Origin of the sequence: Rhizobium sp. RAF36 (genome assembly GCF_052114105.1) — a bacterium.
Classification (GTDB): domain Bacteria; phylum Pseudomonadota; class Alphaproteobacteria; order Rhizobiales; family Rhizobiaceae; genus Rhizobium.
Window position 1 is genome coordinate 61158 of the sequence record NZ_JBFREC010000003.1, and the last position, 12159, is coordinate 73316.

Below are 12159 nucleotides of genomic sequence, written 5' to 3' on the forward strand. Positions count from 1 at the left end.
GTAGTTTGCGGCGCGATCAGGTGCCCATGGAGATGGCCGTGACCAAATTCGCGCTCTACGTTCCGCTTGAAGCAAAACCCGGCAAGGAACAGGAGGTCGCCGATTTCCTGAGATCAGCCATACCTCTCGTCAACGCGGAGCCGGGCACGATTTCCTCGTATGCGATGCAGGAAGGCCCGAGCTCGTTTGCAATCTTCGATGCGTTCGACGATGGCAAATGAAAGATCAGACAGTCATCCCCGTCAGCCGTTTCTTTCCGCGGCACCACAGCGCGAGGATTGGGTGTTTCTCAACCCGTTAGCCGGCGGAACTCTCCAACATTGGCGAGCTTTGGAGAACCTTAATCGCGTCCTCATTCTGGCAGAGCCTGGTGCCGGTAAGACCTTTGAAGCTCGCCATCAATCGCGCAAGCTCTCTGAAAAGGGCGGGAAGGCTTTAGGTACAGCAGCTCACCCATGACGAACGCGTCAACTGGTTCCCCCATCGCCAGACGGTGAAATCATCGCCTACATTGCATTTCCCCAGGGCACACTGGGTCATCCTGCCTTCAAGGACGTCATCATCAGGACCATGAGCCCCGAAGGCGATAACATCGCCGACATCAACAGCTTCAACGGCGGGCAGGGCAGCATCAACGTGGCATTCTGGTCGCCGGACTCGAAGTCGTTCGCCTACGTTCGATATCCATCCGGCGGATCCAACTAGGGATCCGATTGCGGAACCCGGATCCACGATGGGAATACCACGCTCACGATCACCATAGCCTAAAACCGGCCGTGGTCCGACTCTGCTCAATCGGCGAGCTGATCCTTCTGAGTTTCAACGTGGTCAGCCCGCTGCCGTTTGGGCGCGCGCTGACCTGTTGCGGTGCTAGGATTTGCTCGGCGCCTCAACATCGGAGAACGCCTGCACTGCATCCGGGAGACTAGCGCCTTTGATTTGAACCAGGTATCCAATTCTCAATTCAGTGTACGAAGTAATTGCCACTCGCGCGCCGCGCACCTGCTGAAGATTGTCGATAGAACGTTAGCGGCGGGCCTCTAAGCCACTTCCCATACGCGGTTAGGATCTTTGCTGCCAGCATTTGTGGCAGCAACCGTCCGTGACCGTTTGGGCGGCTTCAAACGACTTGCATCTTGGACCGCGAGACCTTATATGTAGGTACGTTCCTACATGGAGGTTGCTTTGGGCACTATCAGTCTAACTAGTCGTGAATTGAATCACGATGTCAGCCGCGCGAAAAAGGCTGCTGAGGCCGGCCCGGTTGTCATTACAGATCGAGGCAGACCATCGCATGTCTTAATGACGTTCGGCGACTACGAGCGCCTGACCGGCAAGAGCCATAACCTGGTCGATGCGCTCTCGATGCCTGGCTTGTCAAATATTGAGTTTGATCTACCACGGGCGGTCATCACCACTCGAGAGATCGATTTTTCTTGAAGTATCTGCTCGACACTAATGTCATTTCAGAACTGCGCAAAGTCGGCGACGGTAAAGCTGATCCGAATGTGGCGGCCTGGATCAGTGCGCAGGACTCTCGTGACCTCTTTTTATCCGCGATAACAATTCTGGAACTTGAGCGGGGAATACTCAGCATTCAGCGGCGAGATGGGGTACAGGGTTCACGCTTGCGGAAATGGATGGACAGTCGGGTTCGCCCGGAGTTTGCAGAGCGGGTCATATCTGTCGATGATGCCATTGCGACGCGGTGTGCTCACTTACATATTCCGGACCGCCGCAATGAGGCAGATGCGATCATTGCCGCGACGGCGCTTGTTCACGGTTTCGCAGTTGTGACGCGCAATATTCAAGATTTTCAGAGCACTGGCGTTGTCCTCGTGGATCCATGGAGCGCTTGAGCTTCGACACATTGAACGACGCCAACCGTCCTTCGTTTGATCCATCTGATCCCGGCAAATTCTCTCCACGAGGTCCTGTAAAACCTTCACCCTCTCTGTCAGCCAGTGAAGCTCGTCTTTGGTGATCTCGTAGCTTGCGGAATATCGGGCTTCGACATAGGCGCGTGACAACAGCTCGAAACGCCGCCGGGCGATGCGGTTGTCGCGAGGCCAGGCCTCGACCAATCGCGTGTCGATATCCTCGGCTTTTGATTTCAGATTCTTGATGCGATGCAACTTCGGACTTTAAAGCGTCAGGGTCAGCAGTAAACAGTGATATGCTTGCTCTGTCGCTTGATGCGGCATGAACGCCCCATGGCGCGTCTGCAACCTCCAGGTCGGACGCGCTCCCTAGGTCCTCCCGAGCACAGCGAAAGGGGACGGCCCGTCCGTCAGGCCGTCCGTGGATTAAGATGGCTCAGGCGATCGCGCCGCCATCCGCGGTGACAGTCGCGCCCGTAATGACGCTCGCGGCGGAGCTTGCCAGGAAGACAACGGCGTTTGCGATCTCCTTCGGCTCGCCGTAGCGCCCCAGCGACGTCAGGCTTCGCTGGAAGTCTGCTGCCGTGCCGTCGGCCGGATTGGCATCCGTATCCGTCGCCCCAGGCTGCACCAGGTTCACAGTGATGCCGGACGGCCCAAGCTCACGCGAAAGGCCGCGCGTGAAGGACGTGAGCGCCGCCTTCGACATGGCGTAAGGAGTTATACCAGGGAAGGGCACCCGCTCGCCGAGCGCCGAGCCGATCGTGATGATGCGGCCGCCGTTTCCCAAATGCGGGATGACCGCCTTTGCAAACAGCACCGGCGCCCGAACGTTGACGTCCATGAGGGTTTGATATTCATCCAGGTTCAGATCAGCGATGTTTCCCGAATGCCCGATCGCTGCGCTGTTCACGAGGATGTCCAGCCCGCCGAGGGCGGCCACGGCGTCTTCGACAGCCCGCGCGATCGCCTGCGGATCGGCGCTGTCGGCCTGGATGGCGACGGCGCGGCGGCCGCGGCTTTCAACGGAGCGGGCAACCGCCGAAGCCTTCTCGCTCGAACTTTGATAGGTGAACGCCACATCCGCACCGTTCTCCGCAAGCGCTTCAACGATGGCCGCGCCGATGCCGCGCGAGCCGCCCGTGACCAAAGCGCGCTTTCCACTCAAATCGATCATTTGCCTCGATTCCTTTCTTCATTGTCAGTCGGGAAGTCGGGAGAACCGCAGCTATGCGGATGCGCCCGACAGGGTATGCCTCCTATTTTGTGGCCGTGGGGCAGCGCTTGAAGTGACGATGATTGCGACAGCTTGTTGCACGGTGGGGAACGGCGACCGCGTCCGATCCCGCTCGTTGCAGCTCGCGCAACACGACGTTCCCGATGGCGAACCCTTTCTCGGGAGCACAGACAACCTAAATGTCTCTAGAAGTTGAAGAATGGAGTGATGATGAAGGCCGCCGTCTACGACAATCCGGGACCTCCGTCTGTGCTTAAATACGTCGACGTGCCTGATCCCGTCTGCGGGGCGGACGAAGTCCTCATAAGGGTGGAAGCGATCTCCATCGAAGGCGGAGATCTGATCAATCGCAGATCGACGTCACAGGTACCATTGTGGGTGGTCGGATATGCAGCGGCCGGCACGGTCGTGAGCGTGGGCGAGGACGTGACCACCCGTGCCGTTGGCGACAAGGTCGCTGCCTTCAGCATGGAGGGATCGCATGCTGAACTCTGGGCTGTCGCTGCTTCGCGAACGTGGCCGGTTCCCGCGGGACTGGACATGGCAAGGGCCGCCGCGCTGCCCATCTCCTTCGGCTCCGCCTATCACAGCGTGGTCACCCGAGGCGCTGTCGGGATAGGCGAAACGATCCTAATTCACGCTGCGGCCGGTGGCGTAGGGCTCGCGGCGGTACAGCTTGCCAAGCGGGCAGGGGCGACCGTGATTGCCGTCGCAAGCGCGAGCGAAAGGCAGGCCCGTCTAATCGAACTCGGCGCCACCTTCGTCATCGACCGACTCCAGCACGACGTCGTGGAAGAAGCGTGCCGACTGACCAATGGGAAGGGCGTCGACCTGGTGATCGACCCCGTCGGCTCCACATTGCAAGCTTCGCTCTCCGCACTCGCACAGGAAGGGCGTCTCGTCTTCCTTGGCAATGCCGGCGGCGGAAAGCTCGATGTCGATCTATGGCAGCCGATGCAGAACAATCAGACGCTCCACGGGGTATTCATGGGATCCATCTTCGAACGGCCTTCGGTGCACGGCACCGTCGACGATCTCCTTGCCACCGCCGCAGCCGGAAAGATCGACGTCGTGATCGACCGATCTTTCGCGCTTGAAGACGCTGCGCACGCGCACGACTACGCCGAGGCCGCAAAGCCTCTCGGGCGGATCGTGATGACCCCATGAACGATGGAAAGAGGACCACCTTATGATCAAGCGGGTTTCGTTCAGTAACAGAGGGATCGAAGTCGTCGGCAATATCCACTTGCCGACGGACTTCGACGAGGGTGGCGCATATCCCGCGGTTGTCCTTGCGACGCCGGGCAGCAGCGTGAAGGAACAGATCGGCGCGATCTACGCCGAGCGACTCTCCGCAAAGGGCTTCATAGCGCTTACGTTCGACCCGTCATATCAGGGCGAGAGCGGCGGCGAACCGCGTGATCTCGAAGATCCAGCCGTTCGTGTCGAAGACATTCATTGCGCTGTCGATCATCTGGCGACGCTATCCTATGTCAACGATGCGCGGATCGGACTCCTTGGGATCTGCGCAGGTGGCGGCTACGCGATCAAGGCAGCACTGACCGAACGGCGCTTCAAGGCGGTGGGCACGGTCGTCGCCAATGACATCGGCGAAGCGATGCGCCGCCTGCTTCCCGACGCCCGGCAGACGCTCCTGGATGTTGCGGCGGAGCGCACTGCGCAAGCGCGCGGTGCCGCGGCACGGAGAGATCCATGGATTCCTGATAGCCTCGTGGAAGCCGAGGCTGCAGGCATCACTGATCCCGAGCTGCTGGAGGCGGTCACGTTTTATCGAGAGTCGGAGTATCGGCATCCGAATTCGACGAACCGCCTGCTGTTCGTCAGCTATGGCGCCCTGCTGGGTTTCGACGCGTTCAGCCTGCCCGAGCTACTGACCCAGCCGCTGCAGGTGATCGTCGGCGGGCGCCGGGGTCCGACCGGACAATACGAGGCGGGGAGGCGTCTGTTCGACCTTTCTCCGTCGAGGGCGAAGCACTTCTTGGAAGTCGAGGGCGCGGGACACTACGACATGTACTACAAGCCGGAATATGTCGGCCCGGCGACCGCACGGCTGGCCGAGTTCTTTTCAGAACATCTTGCGCCGTAGGATTCGGCGGGCTGCTAGGACGAGCCGGAGTCGTAGCACTCGATCAGCATCTCTGTCAGCACACGCACCTTCTTGGCAGGATGCTGTCCAGGAGGCCTGACCACGAAAATGCCGGCGGTGGGAGGCGGATACTTCGGCATCACTTCGACGAGGGCACCGGAGGCGATGTGTTGGTCCGTAAGACCGTTCGGAAGTCTGGCGATGCCTAGCCCTTCCAGCGCGGCGGCGAGCAATGCTACTCCGTTGTCGGCCTTGAACCGTCCTTGCGGCCGGGTGTTGAGTACCTGGTCGCCATCTGTGACTTGCCAACTCTCAGTTCCCTGCATGAGCGCCTCATGCTTGAGAAGTTCGTCCGGCGTCTCGGGCGAGCCATTCCGGGTGATGTAGTCGGGGCTAGCAACGAATTTCGCGTAGAGTGGTCCAACGCGCCTGGCAACGAGATTGGAATCCGGCAGATATCCGATCCGAATCGCACAGTCGAAACCTTCCGTAATGAGATCGACGAAGCGGTCGGTGTAGCACGAGGTGACCTGAAGATGCGGGTGTCGGCGCGCCATCTGAGACAGGACGGGAGCGAGGTGGGTCGGCCCGAACGACAGTGGGGCGGCGACCCTAATGCGCCCGCGAAGCTCGCCCGCCGGCAATATCGTCTCGCGGGCCGCATCGATCTCCGCCGAAACCCTCGCCGCATAATCTCGGAACGTCGCGCCTTCCTCAGTCAGAGCGATGCCGCGGGTCGTTCGCGCGACGAGCTGAACGCCCAACTCCGCCTCAAGACGAGCGATACGCCGGCTGACCATCGACTTGGAGACGCCAAGCCGTTGAGCGGCGGGTGTCACCCCTCCTGCGTCGGCGACTTCCACGAAGGTCCTGAGATCGTCGATTTCCATCTTGCGTTCCCCTTTCTGCAACACAGCTCGCGTTTTCGAGGCCTACCGCATCAGGGCTGGCACTGACAAGGTTTTCGTGGATCGACGTCCAACGGGCGCGTTCGCATCTTCGACGAACCAACAAACAAGGATGTTTCATGACCTTTCGTAACGGCCTCGCCTCGCTTCTCCGCCCTGAAGATTCGGTTCTCGTCCTCATCGACCATCAGCCGTATCAGCTCGCGAACGTGAACAGCCACGAACCGACGATGGTGGTCAACAACACGGTAGGCCTTGCAAAGGCGGCCAAGGCCTTCGACGTTCCGACCATCCTCACAACGGTAATCGCGGAGCGCGGCGGCAAACTCTTCCCACAGATCGCCGACGTCTTCCCAGGCCAGGAAATCATCGACCGGACGCTTATCAACACCTGGCAGGATGCGAAGGTTGTCGACGTGGTGAAGTCGACCGGTCGCAAGCAACTGGTAATTGCGGGTCTGTGGACAGAGGTGTGCGTTGCTATGCCGGCTATTCAGGCCGCGGGCGAGGGCTGGGATGTCACGGTCATCACGGACGCCTCTGGCGCAGTCTCGCCCGAGGCGCATCAGGTCGCAATCCAGCGTATGATCGCAGCCGGCGTCAACATGATGACCTGGCTCGCGCTCGCAGCCGAATGGCAGCGCGACTGGTCCCGTGCCGAACAGGCTGCAAAGATCACCGACGTCATCGTCCAGCATTCTGGCGGGAGCGGAATCGCATATCTGTGGGAGCAGCAGTTGCTCAACACTGCCGCGCCCAAGGCTGGTGCTGGAGCGTGAGCACGCCTAAAAAGAGGAGCGGGTGCGTCACGCGTCACCGCCTCTCGCTTTGAATGGATGATCATCGGCCGAAGAAGAGGACGAAACACATGAGCTGGAACCCTGCGATCGAACCAGGATGCCCCGATGAGATAGGCGTGGAGGCGATCGAGACCTTAATCGTTCCTCGCGCTCGCGATCTTGGCGGTTTCGAAGTCCGACGGGCGCTGCCCGCACCGAACCGACAGATGGTCGGCCCGTTCATATTCTTCGACCATGCTGGTCCCGCCGAACTCCTGACGGGGCAGGGCGTCGACGTCCGGCCACATCCGCATATCGGTCTCGGCACCGTCACCTATCTGTACCAAGGAGACTTTCATCACCGGGACAGCACCGGTGCCGACCAGATCATCAGGCCGGGCGAGTTGAACTGGATGGTCGCGGGCAAAGGCATATCGCACTCGGAGCGCACGAGCGCGGCGGCAAGGAGCGGACCGAACAGCCTGTTCGGAATACAGACGTGGCTCGCCCTGCCTGACGGCCAGGAGGACGTGGCGCCGTCCTTCGAGCACCACGGCCGGAGCGCGCTTCCGATGATCGAAGACAAAGGCGTCTCGGCGCGGCTGATCCTCGGAAACGCCTATGGCGAGCGCGCTCCCGCTAAGATGTTTTCAGAGACCTTCTACGCCGACGTCAAGCTGGATCCGCTCGCCCGTCTTCCGATGCCAGATGAACACGAAGACCGCGCCATCTACGTCGTTGAAGGTTCGATCTCGGTCGCTGGACAGGAATTCGGCACAATGCAGATGATGGTGTTCCGTCCCGGAGACAGGATAACCGTCGCGGCCGGCGAACGCGGCGCCCGGATTATGATACTCGGTGGCGCAACGTTCTCCGGGCCAAGATACATCTGGTGGAACTTCGTCGCCTCGTCGATGGAACGTATCGAGGAAGCCAAGGCCGAATGGCGAGCCGGAAAGTGGGGCGAGGGCCGTTTCGACCTTCCTGCTGACGACCGGGGTGAGTTCATACCCTTGCCCGATTGATGCTTCATGTAAGCCTGGACGCGAGGGCTGACCCGATGTCATTCAACGAAGAGAGCTAATTCGTGGGAGAGGCTCATGTCGATGACAATAGACGAGGTACATCAGGCAGACGAGAGTTTGTTCCGAGCGGTTGATGAAGCGATCGATCAAGCCGTTCGAGCCGCCGGCGCCGCGCTCCAGTCCCTCGGCGTTTCCGCTGCGCCACACGACTACTTCAGCGATGGAGCGCTTCGCGACCTCTTCATGCGCCTTTGCGGCGCCGATGCCCAAACATTCGAGAATGGCGATCCCGACGTCGCCTGGAAGATTCTCTATGCCGGGCGCAACGTCGCTCGGAGGTGGGAAAGGCAGCAAGGCAGGCCAGTGTCGATGCGACAGAAGAATAAACGCGCAGACGATATCGCGAAGAATCAAAGCGAACGTCAACAGTTGGTTAGATCGGCGGAATGCTTTGCCTTGAGAACCGTCCTTCGTACCTTGATGGAGAAAGCGCGTGCCACCGATCCGCAGATCGACGCTCGGCTACAAGCGACGGTGGATGCCCGTGCGGCCGAACTCGCCGACGGCTCCGAAGCAGAGCGAGCTTTCATCGAAACCGCGCGAAACTACCTAGCGCTCTTCACCAAATCAACCGGCTGACGACCGTCCTTACCGCCGAAGGAAAGAGGCATGACGAGACAATCCTGCTGGCAGTTCCGCCGATAGGGAAATCGCCGACGTCATTGAGCGTGCCGACAAATGGTTGGCCACAGCGATCTTCGCCGCTCTGCAGGATGCGAGATATCAGGCCGCAGAAGACATGGCGGCTATCGGACAAGAGGACGCGACGCCGGCCCCTGAATACTTCGCTGCGCTCGTCCATCAGCGCATGTATTGCGTTGTGTGCGGCGCTGATCCCGCACGTTGGCCGGAGGGGATCCTGAAATGGCTTACCACGTCATTCGCAACAGTCAGAACATTGCCAAACACTATTGGTCGGCGGAGATCGACGTTGATCCTCCGGAATTATAGGTCACGTAGTGACGGGTGAAAACGTCGTGCCGGTTCAGGCTGGCGTGGGTTACCTTCACGCGCACCCATCCCTCTTTCACGAGAGGCTGCGGACATTCTCCGACAACCACTGAGGCGAGTGGGTCGTTGAAATTGGCGTCTTTTCCATAGACGGCAAACATCGTTCTTCCCTTCAGCAAGAATTGAAAAGCACGGCGCAGCGCTGGCACGCCAAGCGCCATCGCCCACATGCGCGCAGGAGAAGGGCAGCTCGAGCGCATTTTGGCGCGAGGTTGTTGTCCCCCTCCGATGGAGATTGGCCTCGCACGATGGCGGTTGATGCATGACGATCGTCCTAGCGCCTACATTCAGGCTCTAAGTGACGTCGAAAGCAGCTAATAGAATGATCGTTGACGATGCCGACCGCCTGCATCCATGCGTAGGTGATCGTCGGGCCGACAAACTTGAAACCGCGCCGCTTCAATTCCTTAGAGATCGTCTCGGAGAGGGGCGTGGTCGCGACCCAGCTTTTCCGGTCACCAAGAACAGGAATGCCTTTGGTGAAAGACCAGCAGAATTCCGAGAAGTCCTCGCCGCGACCCCGCATCTCGCAGTAGATCTGTGCGCCCTTGATTGTGGCTTCGATTTTGGCCCGTGCGCGTACGATGCCAGGGTCCGCCATCAAGCGCTGAATATCTCGTTCGTCAAAAGCAGAGACCTTGGCTGGATCAAAATCTGCGAAGGCGGCCCGAAAAGCATCTCGCTTACGAAGGATGATGATCCAGGCAAGTCCGGCCTGGAACCCCTCTAGCATGAGCATTTCCCACAACATCCGCGGATCTCGCTGTGGTACGCCCCATTCGGCATCATGATATCCCCGCATCATCGGGTCATCTTGAGCCCAGCTGCAGCGCTCGCAGGATGAAGTGTCAAGCATTGTTAAAGCTTCCTATTGATCGCCGCCGATCGTTGCCAACTGCTCCAAGCAGCAATCCGTGACGGCTTTCCCATGGTCGAGGAACAGCGAGTTCCCGGCATCCGCTCTTGCGCGAATGCCGGGTCTCACCCTTAGACAGTTCGGATAGTCCCGCCATCGATGACAAACTCGGCGCCGTGGATCGCAGCAGCCCGGTCGGACGCGAGGTAGGCGATAAGGTCGGCCACCTCTTCTGGCTCAGCTCCGCGCCCGATCGAAATCCCGCCCAAGACATCGAGCACGGACTGCCGCGCGTCCTCTATCGTGCCGCCATTGGCCTTCCGCAGCATTTCGAGAAAGTCTCCCGTGGCATCAGTCATGATCCAGCCTGGAGATACGGAGTTGACCCGCACACCCTTGGGACCGAGTTCTTTCGAAATCGACTTGCTGTAGGTCCGCAATGCGGCCTTCGCAGATGCATAGCCGGTCGTGGACTCGGGCAGCGGTAGAACAGACTGAATTGAGGTAACATGGACCACGATACCTTTGCCCCGCTCCAGCATCTGCGGGATCATCAGGCGATCGAGACGGACAGTCGCCAGCAGGTTCAGGTTCAGCTCGGCGAGCCAGTGGTCGTCTGTCAGCGCGGCGAAGCCACCCGCCGGCGAAGCCGATCCGCCAATCACATGGGCAAGGATGTCGATGCCGCCCAGCCGCTCAAGTGCTACCTTTGCTAGCGCTTCGCTTCCCTCCGCAGAGGTCAGGTCCGCCTGGACATATTCAACACCCTCGATAGGATCCTTGATCGTGCGGGCAGCCGTGACGACACGAGCTCCGCCGGCGAGGAACCGCTGAACCGTTGCGCGCCCCAGACCTTTGGTGCCGCCGCTGATGAGTACGCGCTTGCCGGCGAACTCGTTGGGATCTGCCTGAATGCTCATACGGTGGTCTCCAGAACTTTGATGGCGTCATTTGCCAGCGTGAAACGATAGGTGAAGCGCAGAGGGCTGCCGGGGAACTCACCATGAGCGGGGCCTTCAAGCACCACCATGCCGTCTTCTTCCCGAGACGTATCGGGCTCGAAGATCGCCTTTACCGCGATCGCTTCGTCCCTGAGTAGCTTGCGGATTTCAGCTGGCCCCTCGTACCGCTTGCCGTTGTCGATAAAGACGGCATCATTCGTGAAGTGCCTCATCATGCCCTCAAGATCGAGGTGGGCATTCGCCTCGATATAGGCGGCGATCGGCTTGGGTAGGTTCAGTGACATGTTCATCTCCTGAGTGGTGATGACGCCAATTTAGCGTTGGACTTTTCGCCTGATAAGCAAGATAAATCGCCATGGGGCATCACGAAAACCGGGACAATGACGCGCCACTCATTGATCGAACTTGAGGCAGTTCTCGCTATCGTCCGATGCGGCTCTTTTCGCGCGGCGGCAACCGATCTTGGCATGTCGACCACGGCCATCAGCAATGCGGTGGGCAAGCTAGAGCGTCAGCTTGACGTGCGATTATTCAATCGTACGACGCGGAGCGTCTCACTCACCTATGCAGGGCGGATATTCGTTGCACAAGTTAAACCATCGCTTGAGGGTATCCAGAAAGCCATGAATACGGCGCGCTCCCAGCAGGAGACGCCTTCTGGCGTACTGCGGATCAATGCATTCGCCACGGCGGCGCGTGAAATTATGGCGCCGCTGGTTTTGAGCTATTTGCAGCGCTATCCGCAGGTTCATATCGATATCGTCACGGAAGGGCGGCTTGTCGATGTCGTGGCGGCGGGTTTTGATCTGGGAGTGCGCAGCGCGGATTTTGTGCCAAGCGACGCGATCGCCATTCCGCTTGGCAAGATGAGGCGCATGGCGATTGCCGCGTCACCCGCCTTTTTCGAAGACAGGGCTGTCCCGCGAGTGCCGCAGGAACTGCTCTCCTATCCTTGCGTTCGCGGACGGCTTCCAGACGGCACATTGCTCCGGTGGCGGTTCGAAAAGGATGGCGAAGAACTGCAGCTCGACGTCGAGGGGCCAATCACTCTTGACGAAGCATCCCTGGCGCGGATCGCGGTGACGAACGGCGTGGGGATCGGCTATTTCATGGAAGCCGATGTGCGCGATGACTTCGCTGCAGGACGGCTTGTGCGCATTCTCGACGACTGGACTCCACCGCTTGCGCCGTTGTGCCTCTATTACTACAATCGGCGCAATTCCTCAGCGGCCTTTCAGGCCTTTATCGCGGTTGCGCGCGACTTCGCAGCCGGACGGCTTTCACCACCCTAAGGGGCTGCTTGGCGTCAGCGACGCCGCGCTTACGGCGTGTTG

General features: G+C 59.8%; 15 protein-coding genes and 2 pseudogenes. 10 read left to right on the forward strand and 7 right to left on the reverse strand.

Going from position 1 to position 12159, the window contains the following annotated elements; translation table 11 throughout:
- Positions 1-32: 32 nt before the first annotated feature.
- Positions 33-212: pseudogene (locus AB4Z25_RS11570) on the forward strand (putative quinol monooxygenase); the annotation flags it as partial.
- Between the two features lie 77 nt (positions 213-289).
- Here AB4Z25_RS11570 and AB4Z25_RS11575 read toward each other — a convergent pair.
- A pseudogene (locus tag AB4Z25_RS11575) lies at positions 290-334 on the reverse strand (hypothetical protein); the annotation flags it as partial.
- A 236-nt stretch (positions 335-570) separates the two neighbouring features.
- Between AB4Z25_RS11575 and AB4Z25_RS11580 the strand changes: the two are divergent.
- The 3 genes from AB4Z25_RS11580 to AB4Z25_RS11590 all read left to right on the forward strand — a co-directional run bounded on the left by AB4Z25_RS11580 (position 571) and on the right by AB4Z25_RS11590 (position 1859).
- Positions 571-705, forward strand: coding sequence for a hypothetical protein (locus AB4Z25_RS11580; protein ID WP_442208017.1), 135 nt, complete (start codon positions 571-573; stop codon positions 703-705).
- 480 nt (positions 706-1185) lie between these two features.
- Positions 1186-1440 (forward strand): type II toxin-antitoxin system Phd/YefM family antitoxin, encoded by a 255-nt coding sequence (locus tag AB4Z25_RS11585; RefSeq protein ID WP_112444963.1) that lies wholly within the window; start codon positions 1186-1188, stop codon positions 1438-1440.
- Positions 1437-1859 carry a type II toxin-antitoxin system VapC family toxin gene (locus AB4Z25_RS11590; protein WP_112444926.1) on the forward strand — a complete coding sequence of 141 codons (423 nt, stop codon included), beginning with the start codon at positions 1437-1439 and terminating at the stop codon, positions 1857-1859. The genes AB4Z25_RS11585 and AB4Z25_RS11590 overlap by 4 nt, the downstream gene beginning before the upstream one ends.
- Before the next feature lie 457 nt (positions 1860-2316).
- Here AB4Z25_RS11590 and AB4Z25_RS11595 read toward each other — a convergent pair whose 3' ends face one another.
- Complete coding sequence (locus AB4Z25_RS11595; protein ID WP_112444924.1) at positions 2317-3057, reverse strand: SDR family NAD(P)-dependent oxidoreductase; 741 nt, start codon at positions 3055-3057, stop codon at positions 2317-2319.
- A gap of 267 nt (positions 3058-3324) precedes the next feature.
- Here AB4Z25_RS11595 and AB4Z25_RS11600 point away from each other — a divergent pair, with 267 nt between their 5' ends.
- Positions 3325-4284: a quinone oxidoreductase family protein gene (locus AB4Z25_RS11600; protein WP_442208018.1), complete on the forward strand. Its 960-nt coding sequence runs from the start codon at positions 3325-3327 to the stop codon at positions 4282-4284.
- A 22-nt stretch (positions 4285-4306) separates the two neighbouring features.
- Positions 4307-5224 (forward strand): alpha/beta hydrolase, encoded by a 918-nt coding sequence (locus AB4Z25_RS11605; RefSeq protein WP_112539128.1) that lies wholly within the window; start codon positions 4307-4309, stop codon positions 5222-5224.
- Positions 5225-5238: 14 nt separating this feature from the next.
- On the opposite strand, the gene AB4Z25_RS11610 is transcribed toward AB4Z25_RS11605, so the two are convergent.
- Positions 5239-6114 carry a LysR family transcriptional regulator gene (locus AB4Z25_RS11610; RefSeq protein WP_112444960.1) on the reverse strand — a complete coding sequence of 292 codons (876 nt, stop codon included), beginning with the start codon at positions 6112-6114 and terminating at the stop codon, positions 5239-5241.
- A gap of 137 nt (positions 6115-6251) precedes the next feature.
- Here AB4Z25_RS11610 and AB4Z25_RS11615 point away from each other — a divergent pair, with 137 nt between their 5' ends.
- The 3 genes from AB4Z25_RS11615 to AB4Z25_RS11625 all read left to right on the forward strand — a co-directional run bounded on the left by AB4Z25_RS11615 (position 6252) and on the right by AB4Z25_RS11625 (position 8575).
- Complete coding sequence (locus AB4Z25_RS11615; RefSeq protein ID WP_112539130.1) at positions 6252-6911, forward strand: hydrolase; 660 nt, start codon at positions 6252-6254, stop codon at positions 6909-6911.
- A gap of 89 nt (positions 6912-7000) precedes the next feature.
- The gene (locus tag AB4Z25_RS11620; RefSeq protein WP_112539131.1) at positions 7001-7936 is read left to right on the forward strand and encodes a pirin family protein; all 936 of its coding nucleotides are present in this window, start codon (positions 7001-7003) and stop codon (positions 7934-7936) included.
- 75 nt (positions 7937-8011) lie between these two features.
- Positions 8012-8575, forward strand: coding sequence for a hypothetical protein (locus AB4Z25_RS11625; RefSeq protein WP_112539132.1), 564 nt, complete (start codon positions 8012-8014; stop codon positions 8573-8575).
- Between the two features lie 329 nt (positions 8576-8904).
- Here AB4Z25_RS11625 and AB4Z25_RS11630 read toward each other — a convergent pair whose 3' ends face one another.
- From AB4Z25_RS11630 to AB4Z25_RS11645, 4 genes are all read right to left on the reverse strand, one after another.
- A complete protein-coding gene (locus AB4Z25_RS11630; RefSeq protein WP_442208019.1) occupies positions 8905-9168 on the reverse strand; it encodes a hypothetical protein in 264 nt (87 codons plus the stop codon).
- A 113-nt stretch (positions 9169-9281) separates the two neighbouring features.
- Positions 9282-9863, reverse strand: a complete 582-nt coding sequence (locus AB4Z25_RS11635; RefSeq protein ID WP_442208020.1) for a DNA-3-methyladenine glycosylase I — start codon at positions 9861-9863, stop codon at positions 9282-9284.
- Between the two features lie 131 nt (positions 9864-9994).
- Complete coding sequence (locus AB4Z25_RS11640) at positions 9995-10783, reverse strand: SDR family oxidoreductase (protein WP_112444912.1); 789 nt, start codon at positions 10781-10783, stop codon at positions 9995-9997.
- A complete protein-coding gene (locus AB4Z25_RS11645) occupies positions 10780-11109 on the reverse strand; it encodes a nuclear transport factor 2 family protein (protein WP_112444910.1) in 330 nt (109 codons plus the stop codon). Before AB4Z25_RS11645 ends, AB4Z25_RS11640 begins: the two co-directional genes overlap by 4 nt.
- Positions 11110-11205: 96 nt before the next feature.
- On the opposite strand from AB4Z25_RS11645, the gene AB4Z25_RS11650 reads away from it, so the two are divergent.
- Positions 11206-12117 (forward strand): LysR family transcriptional regulator, encoded by a 912-nt coding sequence (locus tag AB4Z25_RS11650; RefSeq protein ID WP_112539133.1) that lies wholly within the window; start codon positions 11206-11208, stop codon positions 12115-12117.
- Positions 12118-12159 lie beyond the last annotated feature (42 nt).

What these genes read in the sequence shown, in the direction of transcription:
- AB4Z25_RS11620 (WP_112539131.1), top strand. Translation starts at nt 7,001, where the DNA reads ATGAGCTGGAACCCTGCGATCGAACCAGGATGCCCCGATGAGATAGGC.
- AB4Z25_RS11600 (WP_442208018.1), top strand. Translation starts at nt 3,325, where the DNA reads ATGATGAAGGCCGCCGTCTACGACAATCCGGGACCTCCGTCTGTGCTT.
- AB4Z25_RS11630 (WP_442208019.1), bottom strand. Translation starts at nt 9,168, where the DNA reads ATGGCGCTTGGCGTGCCAGCGCTGCGCCGTGCTTTTCAATTCTTGCTG.
- AB4Z25_RS11605 (WP_112539128.1), top strand. Translation starts at nt 4,307, where the DNA reads ATGATCAAGCGGGTTTCGTTCAGTAACAGAGGGATCGAAGTCGTCGGC.
- AB4Z25_RS11595 (WP_112444924.1), bottom strand. Translation starts at nt 3,057, where the DNA reads ATGATCGATTTGAGTGGAAAGCGCGCTTTGGTCACGGGCGGCTCGCGC.
- AB4Z25_RS11635 (WP_442208020.1), bottom strand. Translation starts at nt 9,863, where the DNA reads ATGCTTGACACTTCATCCTGCGAGCGCTGCAGCTGGGCTCAAGATGAC.
- AB4Z25_RS11640 (WP_112444912.1), bottom strand. Translation starts at nt 10,783, where the DNA reads ATGAGCATTCAGGCAGATCCCAACGAGTTCGCCGGCAAGCGCGTACTC.
- AB4Z25_RS11580 (WP_442208017.1), top strand. Translation starts at nt 571, where the DNA reads ATGAGCCCCGAAGGCGATAACATCGCCGACATCAACAGCTTCAACGGC.
- AB4Z25_RS11650 (WP_112539133.1), top strand. Translation starts at nt 11,206, where the DNA reads ATGACGCGCCACTCATTGATCGAACTTGAGGCAGTTCTCGCTATCGTC.
- AB4Z25_RS11610 (WP_112444960.1), bottom strand. Translation starts at nt 6,114, where the DNA reads ATGGAAATCGACGATCTCAGGACCTTCGTGGAAGTCGCCGACGCAGGA.
- AB4Z25_RS11625 (WP_112539132.1), top strand. Translation starts at nt 8,012, where the DNA reads ATGTCGATGACAATAGACGAGGTACATCAGGCAGACGAGAGTTTGTTC.
- AB4Z25_RS11645 (WP_112444910.1), bottom strand. Translation starts at nt 11,109, where the DNA reads ATGTCACTGAACCTACCCAAGCCGATCGCCGCCTATATCGAGGCGAAT.
- AB4Z25_RS11615 (WP_112539130.1), top strand. Translation starts at nt 6,252, where the DNA reads ATGACCTTTCGTAACGGCCTCGCCTCGCTTCTCCGCCCTGAAGATTCG.